The sequence below is a fragment of the Micromonospora sp. GCM10011541 genome, assembly GCF_042650725.1.
GTDB classification, from domain to species: Bacteria; Actinomycetota; Actinomycetes; order Mycobacteriales; family Micromonosporaceae; genus Micromonospora; species Micromonospora sicca.
In genome coordinates this window covers 85,131-101,294 of record NZ_JBHSBP010000077.1, presented here as the reverse complement: position 1 = coordinate 101,294, position 16,164 = coordinate 85,131, and the positions used below count along the sequence as shown (strand labels likewise).

The window sequence follows — 16,164 nt, the reverse complement described above, 5'->3', positions numbered from 1 at the left end:
GCCACGCTGGGCGGGATGACGCTCCTGCCGGACCAGGACCCCGCTCGCACCGGCCAGGCAGCCGGAGCGAAGGACGACCACCCCGGCGTGCTGTCGCGGATCGGCGATGCCGCGCGGGGTCTGGTCGACGGCGGGTCGGGCCGGGCGAAGCCGGAGGTCATCAGCGCGGGCCTGGCCCGCGACGAGAAGCCGCTGGCGGGGAAGAAGTGGCCGGAGCAGAAGCGGGTCCGGGAGCTGACCGGTAAGCGGACCGCGAACAGTCGGGTCTATCAGCTGTCGGACGGTCGGACGCAGGCGGAGATCTCGGCGGTGCCGCTGCACTACCGGGACGCGAAGGGCCGGTTCCAGGCCATCGACACCACCGTCCGCCCCACCTCTGACAAGGGGTACGTGCAGGGCAACCGCACGAACACCTTCACCAGCCTGTTCGGGGACAGCACGGACGACCTGGTCCGGTTCGAGGCCGACGGCCGGAGCATCGAGCTGGGTCTGGCGGGCGCGGCGAAGGCGGCGACGCCGAAGGTGTCGGGTTCCACGGTCACCTACGCGGGCCTGGCGGGCGGCGCGGACGTGGTGTACGACGTGAGCAGCACGGCGTTGAAGGAGAAGATCGTCCTTCGTCGGGCGCCGGGTGGTCCGGCGTCGTACACGTTCACGCTGGACACCGCCGGGCTGACCGCGCAGCAGCGGGAGGACGGCTCGATCGCGTTCGTCGGCAAGGGCGGCGGCGCGCCGGTGTTCGTGATGCCGGCGCCGTTCATGTACGACAGCAAGGACGACAAGGCGTCGCCGCACGGGAAGGTGTGGAGCGACAAGGTCACCCAGAAGGTGACGCAGTCCGGTGCCACGTCGACGATCACGATCACCGCGGACGCGGGCTGGCTGGCCGACCCGGCCCGGGTGTATCCGGTGGTGATCGACCCGACCATCAAGGTCCAGCCGGTGCCGACCGACGCCCAGGACGTGGCGATCTACTCGGGCGCGACCACCACCAACTACAACGACACCTACCAGCTGAAGGTCGGCACGGACGCCGCGCAGTCCTGGCGGTCGCTGGTCAAGTTCGACGTCAGCTCGATCCCGGCGAACACGCCGATCGACGACGCGCAGCTGCAGATGTACTACTCCCAGACCCACTACGCCTGGGGCTTCGACGTCGCGATGGAGGCCCGGCGGGTCACCCAGCCGTGGAGCGAGAGCACGGCGAACTGGTCGAACACCAACGCCAACATCGCCGCCCAGCCAGCCGGCAACATGGTGACGAAGGACGACGGCGACGCGGGCACCTCGGTCAGCGGCACCTGGTCCTACTCCGGGAACACCGCCCTGACGCCGCTGGCCATCAACGGCGACTACCGGTACAACAACGACACCACGACCGGCAACACCCACACCTGGGTGCCGACGATCACCGAGGCCGGTGACTACCAGGTCGAGGTCCACTACGTCTCGGAGGCCGACCGGCCGACGAACGCGCCGTACACGGTGTACTTCAACGGCGGCTCGAAGACCTACACGGTCGACCAGACCGGCAGTGGGCTCGGGGAGTGGAAGACCCTCGGCGTGCACCCGTTCGCGGCCGGCACCACCGGCAAGGTCGTCCTCGGCGACGTCTCCGGCAAGTCGGTGATCGCCGACGCGGTCCGCTTCACCCGCTGGGGCGTGACGACCAAGAAGGCGGCGGTCTCCAACGTCTGGAGCACGTTCCCGGTCCGCAACGTGGTCCAGGACTGGGTCAACGGCACGTACGCCAACAACGGCTTCATGGTCAAGGCGGTCGACGAGGCGAAGAAGGGCCGGGGCGGCCCGATCTTCGAGGCCTCCGAGTTCGCCTACAGCAACGCCCGGCGGGACTTCAACCTGCCGAAGCTGGTGGTCACCTACGGCCGGCCGGGCGTGACGGTGAACCCGCCGACCACCATCACCTCCACCGGTGCGGTCCTCGACTGGCCGGCGTACGTGGATCCGTCGACGAGCACCGCCGATGACGCGGTCGAGTACCAGGTGCACCGCAGCATCTACCAGAACTTCACCCCGTCGTCGGCGACGTTGATCGCGCCGGTGTCGACGGGGACGCGGACGTACCAGGACACCACGGCGGTGCCGACGGCGGCGGACAACACCGACCCGATGGCGCGGAAGTTCTACTACTACATGGTCGCGGTGAAGACCCGTGACGGGCAGGTTCTCGCGGGTCCGACGCAGGCGGCGATGCTGCCGAAGGCGGGTCAGATCACCCGGATCTACCGCACCGGTCAGACCGACACGACGCTGTCGGCGGCGCGTCCGACGGAGAACGTGGACGTCTACGACGGTGACCCGTACGTCAGTCCGGGCAACAACTCGTCGTACTACGGCGACACCCGGGGTCTGCTGAAGTTCCCGACGCTGACCGGCATCCCGGCCAACGCCCAGGTGGTCGACGCCGAGCTGCGGATGTACAACACGGGTCTCTACCCGGGCACGGACACCGACGAGTACGTCGACGTCTACCGGATGACCAAGGCCTTCACCGAGACGAAGGCGACCTGGAACACCTCCGACGGGGTCACGGCGTGGACCACGCCGGGTGGTGACTACGACACCACCTGGAAGGCCGGTTTCAACGGGTTCACCAACGACCCGGAGTGGGAGACCTGGGACGTCACCAGCCCGGTGAAGGGCTGGGTGGCCACCCCGACCAGCAACTACGGTCTGCTGCTGCGGCAGCGCGACGAGGTCAACCAGACCGCGCGGGCGATGCTGCTGTCGTCGGAGGGTCAGGAGCCGCTGCTGCGGCCGACGCTGGAGGTGACCTACCTCGAGCAGACCGCGGAGTCGACGTACTACGCGGCCTCGACGCCGCCGCTGGCCACCGCGGACTCGACGTACACGGTGCCGGTGACGCTGTCGAACCCGACCCTGGCGGCCTGGAACCCGACCGACTGGGAGCTGGCGTACGACTGGAAGCGGGCCGACGGGGTCACGGACGGCGCGGACGCCACCTACGAGCTGAAGACCGCGCTGCCGAAGAGCGTCCCGGCCGGTGGCACGGTCGACGTGGCGGCGCAGGTGAAGACCCCGCCGTCGTCGACGGAGGGGAACAAGCGCACCGACTACGTGCTGCAGTGGGATCTGCGGAACAAGCTGACCGGTAAGAAGCTGTCGGAGACCACGCCGGCGATCCAGCCGCTGCCGCAGAACGTGGCGGTGGAGGAGCCGACCTCCGACCAGCTGGGTCTGGAGAAGTTCTACTCGTACGCGGGGAAGAACACCGGCGCCGGCGGCACCATGATGAACAACCTGTACTCCGGCAACACCGTCTGGTCGTACAACGCGATCAACAACCCCTCCCGGGGCCTGTCGACGTTCGTGCGGATGTCCTACAACTCGCTGGACACCACCGACAGTGTGGCCGGGTACGGCTGGTCGTTGCAGGCCAGCTCGATGATGCGGCTCGGCACTCCGCTGGACTTCCACCCGAACCCGAACCCCACCAAGGTCACCCTGACCGACGGTGACGGCACCAGCCACTGGTTCACCTGGGACGCCGCGGCCAACGAGTGGAAGAGCCCCAAGGGTGTGCACCTCTACCTGCAGAAGTACAGCAGCGTGGAGTGCAAGCCCAACACGCAGGAGCGCAAGGCGTGGGTGCTCACCCGACCGGACCGCACGCAGTTCTTCTACGACTGCGAGGGCTTCCTGTCGAGCATCGTCGACAACAACGGCAACGAGATGCTCTTCACCTACGAGGAGCGCAAGTCCAACAACAAGCCGACCAAGTTCCTGCGCTACATCACCGACCCGACCGGCCGGATCACCCTGACCATCGACTACTACGCCAAGGGTCAGACGTTCGACTACATCGACGACACCACCTGGAACCGGGTGTCGGGTGCGACGAACCTGACCAACCCGAAGATCATCGACCACGTCTCGCAGATCACCGACATCTCGGGACGCAAGCTCACCTTCACCTACACCGACAAGGGCCTGCTCGGTGAGCTGATCGACGGTGCCGGCTCCACCAACGGCGCGCCGAAGACGTTCAAGTTCGCCTACGACATGACCCAGGGCAACAAGAACGTCAAGCTGGTCAAGGTCACCGACCCGCGGGGCAACGCCAGCAGCCTGGTCTACAACTACCCGCAGACCGGCGACGACCCCAAGTTCCACTGGACGACCAAGTCCTACACCGACCGGCTCGGCTACCTGACCCAGTTCGGCTACGTCGACCCGGACGGCCCGCAGGGCAACAACATCAACGCCACGGTCACGGACGCGGAGAACCACGCCACCGCGTACCAGCTGGACGGCTACGGCCGCTCGTACCAGACGACCAACGCGAAGAACGAGGTCACCAAGCTCGGCTGGGACGACGACCACAACGTCGTCCGGCTGGAGGAGGCCAACGGCGCCGTCGCCACCTGGGCGTACGACCCGAAGACCGGCTACCCGACCGAGACGAAGAACGCCGAGGCGGTCAAGAACGGCTGGCCGGGCACGGTGCTGACCTACCAGCGGCAGCTCAACGGCTACGTGGCCGAGGTCATCACCAAGACCAGCTCGGAGGGCCGCAAGTGGACCTTCGGCTACACCGCCGAGGGTGACATCGAAACCGTCACCGACCCGCTCGGCAACACCACGGCGACCGCCGGCGACTACACGAGCACCAACACCTACGACGAGTGGGGCCAGCTGCTCAGCGCCAAGGACGCCAACGGCAACGTCACGGCGTACGGCCCCTTCCACGCGAGCGGTTACCCGACGACCATCACGGACGCCGGCACCGGCAAGTCGTACTTCACCTACGACGACCGGGGCAACGTCACCGAGGTCAAGAACGGCAAGAACGCCAAGGTGACGCAGGCGTACGACACCTTCGGCCGGCCGACCACCAAGGTGGAGCCGATGGACGCGGCCAACAACCGCTACATCACCACCAAGGCCCCGGTGTACGACCTCAACGACAACATCACCACGGCGTACGCGGCCAACGGCGCGGTGTCGACCTCCGTCTACGACAAGGCGGACCAGGTCGTCGAGACCCTCGCGCCGACGGACGAGGCGACGGACCCGGAGCGGAAGACCACCACGACGTACGACAAGGTCGGCAACGTCCTGACCGTCACGGAGCCCCAGGGCAACCTGACCTCCACGGCCGGCGACTACACCACGACCACGAAGTACGACGCGATCTACCAGCCGATCGAGGTCACCAACGGCCTCGGCCAGAAAGTGACGTCGGAGTACGACAACGTCGGCAACGTCACGGTCCTGTACGACGCGAAGAAGACCGCCAGCGCGGCGGACGATTTCACCACGAAGTACGAGTACGACCTGAACCACCGGGTCGTGAAGACCGTCGACGCCCTCGGCAAGTTCACCTCCGCGCGGTACGACAAGGACGGCCTGACCCTCGGGTCCACCGACGCGGACGGCAACGAGTCGCTGGCGGTCTACGACGCCCGCGGCGCGCTGGTCGAGTCGAAGGTGCCGCACGACAAGGACGGCGCCGGCACCGTCACCTACCGGACCACGAAGTACGAGTACGACCAGGTCGGCAACCAGACGAAGGCGATCACTCCGCGCGGTGTGAACACCAGCGACGACGCCGACGACTTCGCCGTGGTGACCGTCTACGACGCGCTCAACCGCAAGAAGGAGGAGTGGTCGTCCTACGACAAGGACGACAGCCGCTACAACACGCCGGACAAGACCTTCTACGAGTACGACGAGATCGGCAACCTCAAGAAGGTCAGCGCGCCCCCGTCGGACGGGCAGACGGTCCGTAACGACACCGAGTACACCTACTACGACAACGGGTGGACCAGGACGTCCAAGGACCCGTGGGACATCGTCAACTCCTTCGACTACAACGACCTGGGCCAGCAGATCAAGAACACGCTGACCTCGGCCGGCGGGTCGACCAGCCGGACGATGACCTGGGACTACTACCCGTCGGGCAACGAGAAGGGGCGGTCGGAGGACGGCTTGCCGGTCGGCAAGGACGTGGTCCTGGTCGACAACACCGACTCGAACAACACCGCCGCCCAGGGCACCTGGACGAGCGGCGCCGCCACCGGGCAGTGGGGCTACGACGTGGCCACCGCGCCGGCGGGCAGCGGGTCGGCGCAGTTCAACTGGCAGCTGAACATCCCGCGGGACGGCAGCTACGAGGTGTTCGTCCGGCATCCGCAGGTCAGCGGCGCCGCGACGGACGCGAAGTTCACCATCACCTACGACGGCGGCAGCGTCACCAAGACGGTGAACCAGACGCAGAACACCGGCGCGTGGATCAGCCTGGGCAGCTACTCCTTCGTCGAGGACGGCGTCCAGAAGATCACCGTCACCGACCAGGCGACGGGCAAGGTGCTCGCTGACGCGGTCAAGCTGGTGCGGGACAACACCGGTGACGTCGACAACGAGAAGAAGGAGTTCACCTACCGGTACAACCCGAACGGGCTGATGGTCGAGGTCAAGGACCTCAGCCCGGGCGCGAAGATCGACCGGTACGACATCGCGTACGACGAGCTCAGCCAGATCTCCTCGGTGAAGGAGTACGCCGGGTCGACGCTGAAGAACACCACGGCGCTGACCTACGACGAGAACGGCAACCCGCTCACCTCGACCCACGACCTCACCTGGTCGAAGATCGAGTACGACGCGCGGGACATGGTCGCCAAGGTGACCAACGCCGACTCGCCGACGGCGGGCAACCAGCAGATCTCGACGTTCACGTACACCGCTCGCGGGCAGCTGCTCAAGCAGACGAAGCCCAACGGCAACACCGTGGACTTCGAGTACTACCTCGACGGCGCCACCAGGCACCAGCTGGAGAAGACCTCCGGCGGAACCACCGTCGCCGAGCACACGCTGGAGTACCAGGCCAACGGTCACCCGTCGCGGGACGTGCTCAAGTTGATGAACGCCGACAACTCGTCGGACTACATCGACAACACGTACGTCTTCAGCTACGACCCGCAGGACCGGATCGCCAAGCTCGACAAGACCGGCGACAGCACCTCGACGGAGTCGTACACCTACGACGCCAACGGCAACACCGTCGCCCAGACCGTCGAGGGCGCGACGAGCACCAGCAAGTACGACCGGAACCGGCTGCACTCCACCACCGCCGGTGGGGTGACGTCGACGTACAACTACGACCCGCTCGGTCGCCTCGACACGGTGTCGATCGGTGGTCAGCGGGCGCAGAAGTACTACTACGACGGATTCGACCGCACGGCGAAGACCACCGCGGGCATCGGTGCGACGGCGAAGTCGACGACCTACGCCTACGACCCGTTCGACCGGACGGTGTCGCAGACGGTGGGCTCGAAGACGACGGCCTTCACCTACCTGGGGATGGACAACCAGGTGCTGCGGGAGGAGGTCGCGGGCAAGGCGACCAAGTCCTACCAGTACGCGCCGTGGGGTCAGCAGCTCACCCAGATCAAGCACAAGGACGACGGCAGCCGGGAGTACTCGCAGTTCATCTACCGGCCGCGTGGTGACGTCGTCGGCATCACGAAGGAGGACGGCAAGACCCGGGCGACGTACGGCTACACGGCGTACGGCAAGGACGACGAGTCGCAGTTCACCGGTGTGGACAAGCCGGGTGCGACGCCGGAGGGTGAGGAGCCGTACAACGCGTTCCGATTCAACGCCTCCCGGTGGGACGCGTCCTCGGGCACGTACGACATGGGTTTCCGCAACTACGACCCGGGCCTGAACCGGTTCCTGACGCGGGACTCCTACGGCGGCGCCCTGGCGGACATGGGTCTGGCGATGGACCCGTTCACCGGCAACCGGTACGCGTTCGCCGGCGGTAACCCGATCAGCTTCGTGGAGCTGGACGGGCACCTGTTCGGGATGTCGTGGTCGGACATCGGCCACGCCGCCCTGGATGTCGCCGGCATGGTGCCGGTGATCGGTGAGGTCGCCGACGTCGCCAACGGCATCTGGTACGCGGCCGAGGGCAACTACGTCGACGCGGCTCTGTCCATGGCGTCCGCGATCCCGCTGGCCGGGAACGCGGTGGCCGCGGCCAAGCTGGCCAAAACGGGTAAGAAGATCGCCGACGGCATCGACACCGCCCGAGACCTGGAGAAGGCGGCCGAGAACGCCAAGGCGGTGGAGAACGGTGTAAGTGCCACCACCGACGCCACCAGGGCACCTACCACCTCGCCAAAGCCCAAGACCGACAACCCGACACCGGCGAAGTGCAACAGCTTCGTGCCGGGTACGAGGGTGCTCCTCGCCGACGGTGGAACCAAGGCGATCGAGGACCTGAAGGTCGGGGACCAGGTTCTCGGCACCGACGTCGAGTCGGGTCAGAACCAGGGCCGCACCGTCACCAACGTCCGCAGCCACGAGGGCAGCAAGACGCTGGTGACGATCACGGTCGACGTGGACGGCAAGGACGGGTCGAAGACCGGCTCGATCACCTCCACCGCGGCGCACCTGATCTGGCTGCCCGATGCTGGACAGTGGGTTACCGGTGGTGACCTCAAGCCCGGCATGTGGCTCCAGACGGCGGCCGGCACCTGGGTGCAGATCACCGCGATCACCCGCACCGTCCGGCACGAACGGGTCCACAACCTCACCGTCGAGGGCATCCACACCTACTACGTCCTTGCCGGCGACAGCCCCGTCCTCGTCCACAACTGCCCGGACGGTGTTGACGCAAGCGGCAACGCCTGCGCGTGTACCGCGCCGACGGGTGGGCCGAGCGCGGCGGGACACCTCGCCAACAACCCGGGCGCGGATGTGGGTGTTCGGTTCCAGGCGGGCAACGGTACCGTCACCCACGGCGTGAACGGCGGTGCCAACAACTACGCCCGGCCGCCCGGTGTGATGCCGCAGGCAATGGGTCATGCCGAGACAAATGCCATGCTCGCCGCGAAGAGTCAGGGTGCGACGGGCGGTGTGGCCACGCTCTTCACAACCAAGGTCCCATGCTCGTGGTGCAGGTCCAGCCTGAGGAACCTGTCCAAGCACCTCGATCTGGACGAACTGCATGTGTACGGCCCAGGTGGATACTATGGGCGCTACGTCAGGGGTGGTGGATATCGCACGATAAACAAGGGCAGCGAGTGGTGAATCAACCTGAGTTCGATGTTGTGGACAGCCTGGGAGCATCTCGTGGAGCAGAGATTTCCAGCCTCTCGGTGATCGCGGATTTCCTCGCCGCCTGGGACAAGTCGATCGGCCCGTCCGACGGCATCCACGAGGATGTCCTTAACGAGGTGCAGCGGCAGCTCGGGATCGTGCTTCCACGGCCACTCCACGAGTTCTATCAGCTACTCGGCGGATGGGCCGGCCAGAGACGGCACCAGGACACCATGCTCGGGCCGGAGGACCTTCGAGTGGTGCAGGACGCCCTCGTGTTCCGTGAGGAGAACCAGCGATTGGCGTACTGGGGAGTTCCGATGGGCGAGTTGACGCACGACGACCCGTCGGTGGTCTGGTCGCCCGGACCCGGAGAGCCGGCCGGGCCATGGCAGCCCTACTCCCGCAGCCTGTCCATGGATCTTGTGGAATATGTGATAGGCGAGACGATGCTGATGCCGGGCGCGCGAACCTACTTCAGTGATGTCGAGGGAGTAGACGTGGCGCAGGCACTGGATCGCCTTGAGCCGCTCGCCATACCGGAGCATGTGTTGTGGGCTCAGCCGGATGCCGGAAAGGTGCGGTGGTTCGGTCTGCGCGACGCAATAGTCCGAGATGATGGGGGCTTGTTTCTGTGGGCTTCCTGCCGGTCGGATTCTGCCGTCGATGAGTTGCGAAGCCTGATTCCTGTTGAATGGGAACCCATGGCGGAGTAGCCGGCGGAGTACGGAAAGTGTCAAGCTTTTCGAGGCGGCTGGTTCGGTTTTCGTTGAGTGAGTTGGGTTTGCGGTAGTGGTGTTCTGGGGGCGCTGCCCCCAGACCCCCGGCCCTTCCTCGGAGATCCGGGGTGGTGGTCTCCAAGTGTGAGGGCCCTCGCCGGGTTCACCCGGCGGGGGTCCTCATCGCATCTGAGAGTGCCTCGGGGATCGCAAATCGACCATCCGGAGAAGTTGGCCCGGACTTCCACGATGTGATGAGCAATGGGTGGTGGGGCATTACGATCCGAGCAAAGTGGAAGGACCACACAAACTCTGTACATCCCGGACCATGAACGATATTCAGCTACGGCATCGACGGTGACGATGTGATGATCGTTTCGATGCACGACGAGTTCTGTACCGTCTCACTGCTGCACGACCGCACGTGGTACTGGCTTGAGGAGTCACCGGACACGGATCTTGTTGAGATCCGGTTGTGGTTCCGCTCTTCCTCGGGGGAGACGACGAGGTGCAGAACCTCGAGGTCGTGCCCTACGACGTGTACTGGGAGTTGTGCGTCCAGCTGCGCACGGGCACTCGCCACATGCCAGCGGGTACCACCATCCAGAGAATCATCGTGGCCGACGATGTGGAGCACTGAGCCACGGACGACGGTGGTCGGTGCCGCGAGACTCGCGGTTGCGGCAGGAGAAGAATGTCGCGGACGGTAGGCCGGGCGCGACGCCGTGGGCCCGCCGATGTGTACCGGCGGGCCCACGACGTTGCCCTCACCGTTCGGCTGGTCGGCCCCGGCCCGGATCGCGGTTCAGACGAAGATGGTGGGATGTTGCCTGACCTGACTTCTCCGTTCGAGGTTGGTCCCTCGCTGTGGACCGGCCCCCCGCTGACCGAGGACATGGTCCGGCGGGCTGAGGAGACCCTCGGGGTTCGGTTGCCGCGGAGTTACGTGGAGCTGATGTATCGGCAGAACGGCGGTGTTCTGAAGAACACCTGCTATCCCACGAGCTTCCGGACGTCCTGGGCTGCCGACCACTTCGGGTTGGACGTCATCATGGGCATCGGATATGAGGACGGTATCGACGCGCAGTCGGCTGAGCTGATCTCCGAATGGGACTACCCGAATGTCGGGGTAGTGCTCGGTGTGACGCCCATGGCGGGCCCCGACACGGTCATGCTGGAGTACTCCAAGTCCGGACCGGACGGGGAGCCGGCGGTCGTATACGTCGGCGAAGACCGGATTCCCCGACGGGTCGCCGACTCGTTCGGGGAATTCATGGATGGCCTGGTCTCGAGCGAGGTCTTTGAGGATGAAGACGAGGACCAGTGACCGTTGGTTCAGTGCGGGGCCCATCCCTGGCAACAGGGGTGGGCCCCTTCACTTGCGAGCGGCTGATGCTGCTTGGTTGTGCAACCGGCCCCGGCTCGATCGCACCGGTCCATACGCGCACGCGCGTTCGTGAGCGCGGTTCTATGATCGGCTGGTGGCGTATGAGATGGAGACGTATCAGCCGTATGCGGCGGCCCGGGTCATCACGATCGATGAGTTGCCCAGCCTGTACGTCCCGGACCATGAACCGATATTCAGCTACGGCATCGACGGTGACGATGTCATGATCGTTTCGGTGCACGACGAGTTCAGTACCGTTTCACTGCTGCACGACCGCACGTGGTACTGGCTTGAGGAGTCACCCAACACGGATCTTGTTGAGATCCTGTTGTGCGGGCAAGAGGCGTGGGTCCCGGCCGGCGCAAAGGTGCGGCACGAGACCGGACTGGCTGCACTGCGGCTGGCCCACGACGTGCCGCGGCTCATGACCGAGTTCATGTGGCGTGAGCAGTAAGCCCTTCTCCGGCGTCGTGGCTCGTCACCTCAAGGCGGAGGCCTCGGACGTCGCCGGGCCCCCTACCACTGTCTTTGGAGTCGGCTGTGTGGGATAAGTTTCTGAGTCAGTATCGGATCACCAGTCGCTTGAACCATGTCGCGGACGGTGCTGGCGCTGCGGTTCCGCCAACTCTGTCCGAACTCTTCGCCAGGTTTTCCGGCACCACTTTCAGCGATGGCCTGTATCGAATTCACACGCCGGAATCCGCGGCGGCCTCGAACGACTTCTGCGCGCGGCTGATTCGCGGCTTCGCCGGTCGGATGTATTGTTTCGGCTTCGACTGGCTCGGCCGGAACCTTGCTGTCGACCTCCGGGGCGGCGACGGAGAGGCACTTGTCGTCCTCGTGGAGCCGGGCGCGGGTGAGCTTCTCGAGAGTGAAGTCGAGCTGACGCCCTTCCACGACGAGGTTCTCGTGGCGGACCCGACCGGGCTCGCCGCCGGATTCTTCGACGAGTGGCGATCGGCGAACCCGGGCTTCGACAGGCTCGCCTTCGACCAGTGCGTCGGCTACAAGGTTCCGCTCTTCCTCGGGGGAGACGACGAGGTGCACAACCTCGAGGTCGTGCCCTACGACGTGTACTGGGAGTTGTGCGTCCAGCTGCGCACGGGCACTCGCCACATGCCGGCGGGTACCACCATCCAGAGAATCATCGTGGCCGACGATGTGGAGCACTGAGCCGCGGACGACGGTGGTCGGTGCCGCGAGACCCGCGGTTGCGGCAGGAGAAGGATGTCGCGGACGGTACGCCGGGCGCGAGGCCGTGGGCCCGCTGGTGCGGGTACCGGCAGGCCCAGGGCGTAGCCTCCTTCGTTCGGCTAGGCGGCACCCAGGGTTGGCCACGGGAATCGAGAGGTCAGGGTGATGATCAGGCGTGAGGTCTCAGCACTCGTCCGGCTCGGACCACTGCCGTCCGAGGAAGATGATTCCGAGAGTGACGAGAAGTTCAAGGAGCGGACGCGGCTGCTTCACCTGATCCAGCCGCCGGTCAGCGACGAGGAAGCCCAGCTTCTGATCAGGTTGTTCGGAGTCGACAACTGCTTCGGGCTGTCGTGGACCCTGCTGCATCTGGTCGAGTCAGCACCGTCGCCGGTGGTGACCTCCCCGCCCGCACCGGGAGCGAACCAGTGGCTCGGCATGCTCTGGCAGCGCTATCACGCCTGACCCTTCACTGGTGGCTGCCGTTGGCGTGAGGCAGTTCTCTGCTGACCCTACGTTTCTGCCCGGGCCGGATCGAAGGAGTTCCGCTCGATCCTCACGGAGCTGGCGCGGAAGCTCGACGTCAGCGATCCGGCGGTCGCGAAGTTCGTTCGACGGATCCCCTTCAGCCTCGGCTGGGATGAGCACCCCGGCGCCTAGGAGTTGTCGGGAAGGCCACGGACGGAGGTGTGCCGGGTCAGCCGTTCGGCTGGCCGTCGCAGAACTCGTGGTTGCCCGGTTCGGTCGAGTGGATCACCGCCGCCGCCGCGCGGGGCCTCGTGACAGACCGGAGTGGCGCGCCCTGCGGCCGTCCGGCCGCTATGCCGGACGGTCGAGCCCGTGTGGACTGATCCCGGTCGCTGTCTCCACTGTTTCACCCAGCGAGAAGCGGGGTAACGGTCCCATGATGGCCGAAGAGGACGCCACCGGTATTGCTCACTGAGCGTCACGGATGGCGGGGAGCGCTCTCGGTGACAATTTCGTTACGCCGACACGCCGGCCATTAACATTGATGTTCGTCACCTTCTGCCGGTGGTCATCTGCCTTGTTGTCCCCGCAAGCGCCCGCTTAGCCTGAGCGCGCTCGAGGTTCAACGGGGGAGCGGCGGGATGAAACTGCGGATTCGGCTTCTGGGCACTGTGGAGCTGCGCGTCGACGGCCAGGTCGCGACGCCCGGCGCAGCGAAGCGACGAGCGGTCCTCGCCGGTCTCGCAATCGAAGCGAACCGATCGGTCTCGCTGCACCGACTGGCCGAGATGGTCTGGTCCGATGTTCCGCCGGCGTCCGCCGTGGCGAACCTGCGGTCCCACGTCGCGGTGCTGCGGCGCACCCTCGGCGACCGGTTGGTCGCCCGCCCGAACGCGTACGAGCTGCGGCTGGCGCCGGACGAACTGGACGTGGCCGAGTTCCAGCGGCTGGCGGGGGAGGGGCGGGCGCTGCTGGCCACCGCCGAGCCCGCCGGCGCCATCGCCACGCTCACCGCCGCCTTGGAGCAGTGGCGCGGGGCCTCCGGCGACGGCCTGCCCCGGGGCACCGCGCTGGACAATCGCTGGGCCAGCCTCGACGAGCAGCGGCTCCAGGTCTTCGAGGAGTTGGCCGAGGCGCGGCTGGCCGCCGGTCAGCACGGTGATCTGCTGCCCGAGTTGCGCGGGCACCTCGCCGCCCACCCGCTGCGGGAGCGGGCCTGGGGGCAGCTCATGCTCGCCCTCTATCGCTGCGGCGACGTGCCGGCCGCGCTCACCGTCTACCGGGACGCCCGGGCCGTCCTGGACGAGCAGCTCGGCATCGAGCCCGGCGAGGACCTGGCCACCCTGCACCGCGCCATGCTGGACCGGGCGCCGGAGCTGTCGTTCGCCCCGGTCGTCGCCGCGCCGACGCCACCACCCACCGTCGAGGTGCGGCCCGCCGTCGGCTGGACGGTGCCCCGGGAGCTGCCGGCGGACCTGGTCACCTTCGTCGGGCGTACCCGGGAGACCGCCGACGTGGTGGACACGGTGGCCGGCGCGAAGGCGGGCGCCGTGGTCGTCACCGGGGCGGCCGGCAGCGGCAAGACCGCCCTCGCGGTACGGGCCGCGCACGCCGTGGCCAGCGGCTTTCCGGACGGGCAGGTCTTCGTCGACCTCGGCTACCGGAACTCGGTGACGCCGGGTGAGGTGCTGGCCCGGGTGCTGCGCGCGCTCGGCGTCGCCCCGGCGGACGTCCCCGGCAACACCGACGAGCGGGCGGGGTGGTTCCGCTCGCTGGCCGCCGGCCGACGGTTCCTGCTGGTCGTGGACGGGGTCACCCGGGCCGCGCAGGTGCGGCCGCTGCTGCCGGCCGGGCCGGGCCCCGCCCTGATCGTCGTCGGTCAGCGGCGCCTCGGCAGCCTCGACGGCGTCCGCCGGGTGGCGCTGCGCCCGCTGGGCGCCGCGCAGGGACGCGACGTGTTGGCCGCTTTCGCCGGGCCGGAGCGGCTGGCCGCGGATCCGGCGGCCACCGCGAAGCTGGTCCGGCTCTGCGCCGGTTCGGCGCTGGCGCTGCGGATCGCCGGCACCCGCCTGGCCCGGTGCCCCGCCCTGTCGGTGGCCGCCCTGGTCGCCCAGGTCGGTGACGGTCAGGACCGGTTGGATCTGCTCGCCTACGAGGACCTGTCGGTGCGGGAGAGCCTGGCGACCGGGGTCGCCGCCGTCCGCTCCGACGACGAGGTGGCCGGCCGGCTCCTGGAGCTGCTCGGCGCGTCCCCAGACGCCCCGGCCCGGGTGGACCGGGCCGCCGCACAGCTCGGCGTCTCCGCCCACCGGGTACGGCGGGCGCTGGAGGAGCTGGCGGACGCGCACCTGATCCAGTGCGAGGGGCCCGGCGGCTACCGCCTGCCGACGCTGGTCCGCGAGTACGCGGCCGAGCTGGCGGCCGTGCCGTCCGCCCCGACGCACCCGTTGCCCGGCTGGCGGGTCGACCCGGTGGCCGCCTGACCCTCGGCGACCCGCCGAGCGTGGACGAACGGCTCTGTCCAGGGCGCCCGGCCGGGCGTCAGACTGAGTCATGAGACCTCAGCGCGTACCACTGCTCGCCAGCCTGGTCGTGCTGCTCGCGGCGGCCTGCGCGACCGACCACGACGGCGCGGCGTCCCCACCCTCGACGGCACCCACGCCCGGCGCGTCCACCGCCGTCACCGCGCCGGCCACCACCCCGCCGCCGACCGACGTCGCGCCGAGCCAGACCATCGGCGACTGGCGGGTGACCTACGGCTGGGCCGTGCCCGACGCGCCGGCCCAGGTGACGCACGACGTCCGGGTGCCGGTCACCCCGGCGCCGGGGGAGCCGCTGCCGGTCCTGGTCGGCATCCAGGTCGGTGACCATCCGGCCGAGGGGTTCAGCCGGATCACCTTCGCCTTCCGCGGCCCCACCCCCGGCTACCAGATCGGCTACGTCGACCGGGTGGAGTCCGACGGCAGCGGCACGCCGGTCGACCTGCCCGGCACCGCGTTCCTCGCGCTCCGCTTCCACCCGGCCCAGGGGCACGACAGCAGCGGCCGGAGCACGGTGACAACCCCGGCCCGGGCCATCGGCCACCCCACGCTGCGCGGCTGGGCCCCGGCCGGCGACTTCGAGGGGTACCTCAGCTTCGGCCTCGGCCTCCAGCCGCCCGCCGGCAGTCCCCTGCCGGTGCGGCTTGGGGAATCCACCCGGCCGGACGGCACCCACGTCGTCTCCGTGGACGTGCGCCGCGGTTGAGCTGCCCGGAAGGGTGAGACGCGCACCGACCGCGCCGACCCGGTGGCCGGCGCGGTCGGG

9 protein-coding genes are annotated in these 16,164 nt (G+C 67.7%); all 9 read left to right on the top strand.

Features of this window, described 5'->3' with window-relative positions; genetic code table 11:
* Nucleotides 1-15: 15 nt before the first annotated feature.
* The 9 genes from ACFOYX_RS29075 (at nt 16) to ACFOYX_RS29035 (ending at nt 16,104) form a co-directional block, all read left to right on the top strand.
* Nucleotides 16-9,081: a DNRLRE domain-containing protein gene (locus tag ACFOYX_RS29075; protein WP_322441737.1), complete on the top strand. Its 9,066-nt coding sequence runs from the start codon at nt 16-18 to the stop codon at nt 9,079-9,081.
* Nucleotides 9,078-9,806: a hypothetical protein gene (locus ACFOYX_RS29070; RefSeq protein WP_322441738.1), complete on the top strand. Its 729-nt coding sequence runs from the start codon at nt 9,078-9,080 to the stop codon at nt 9,804-9,806. Before ACFOYX_RS29075 ends, ACFOYX_RS29070 begins: the two co-directional genes overlap by 4 nt.
* Before the next feature lie 511 nt (nt 9,807-10,317).
* The gene (locus ACFOYX_RS29065) at nt 10,318-10,449 is read left to right on the top strand and encodes a hypothetical protein (protein ID WP_322441739.1); all 132 of its coding nucleotides are present in this window, start codon (nt 10,318-10,320) and stop codon (nt 10,447-10,449) included.
* A 183-nt stretch (nt 10,450-10,632) separates the two neighbouring features.
* Entirely contained in the window at nt 10,633-11,136 is a 504-nt protein-coding gene (locus tag ACFOYX_RS29060) for an SMI1/KNR4 family protein (RefSeq protein ID WP_322441740.1), read from the top strand.
* Nucleotides 11,137-11,290: 154 nt separating this feature from the next.
* A complete protein-coding gene (locus ACFOYX_RS29055; protein ID WP_322441741.1) occupies nt 11,291-11,650 on the top strand; it encodes a hypothetical protein in 360 nt (119 codons plus the stop codon).
* Between the two features lie 86 nt (nt 11,651-11,736).
* Nucleotides 11,737-12,369, top strand: coding sequence for a T6SS immunity protein Tdi1 domain-containing protein (locus tag ACFOYX_RS29050; protein ID WP_322441742.1), 633 nt, complete (start codon nt 11,737-11,739; stop codon nt 12,367-12,369).
* Nucleotides 12,370-12,555: 186 nt separating this feature from the next.
* Nucleotides 12,556-12,855 (top strand): hypothetical protein, encoded by a 300-nt coding sequence (locus ACFOYX_RS29045; protein ID WP_322441743.1) that lies wholly within the window; start codon nt 12,556-12,558, stop codon nt 12,853-12,855.
* A 644-nt stretch (nt 12,856-13,499) separates the two neighbouring features.
* Nucleotides 13,500-15,341, top strand: a complete 1,842-nt coding sequence (locus ACFOYX_RS29040) for an AfsR/SARP family transcriptional regulator (RefSeq protein WP_322441744.1) — start codon at nt 13,500-13,502, stop codon at nt 15,339-15,341.
* 70 nt (nt 15,342-15,411) lie between these two features.
* Nucleotides 15,412-16,104: a hypothetical protein gene (locus ACFOYX_RS29035; protein ID WP_322441745.1), complete on the top strand. Its 693-nt coding sequence runs from the start codon at nt 15,412-15,414 to the stop codon at nt 16,102-16,104.
* Nucleotides 16,105-16,164: the final 60 nt, after the last annotated feature.

What these genes read in the sequence shown, in the direction of transcription:
- ACFOYX_RS29060 (WP_322441740.1), top strand. Translation starts at nt 10,633, where the DNA reads ATGTTGCCTGACCTGACTTCTCCGTTCGAGGTTGGTCCCTCGCTGTGG.
- ACFOYX_RS29045 (WP_322441743.1), top strand. Translation starts at nt 12,556, where the DNA reads ATGATCAGGCGTGAGGTCTCAGCACTCGTCCGGCTCGGACCACTGCCG.
- ACFOYX_RS29075 (WP_322441737.1), top strand. Translation starts at nt 16, where the DNA reads ATGACGCTCCTGCCGGACCAGGACCCCGCTCGCACCGGCCAGGCAGCC.
- ACFOYX_RS29040 (WP_322441744.1), top strand. Translation starts at nt 13,500, where the DNA reads ATGAAACTGCGGATTCGGCTTCTGGGCACTGTGGAGCTGCGCGTCGAC.
- ACFOYX_RS29035 (WP_322441745.1), top strand. Translation starts at nt 15,412, where the DNA reads ATGAGACCTCAGCGCGTACCACTGCTCGCCAGCCTGGTCGTGCTGCTC.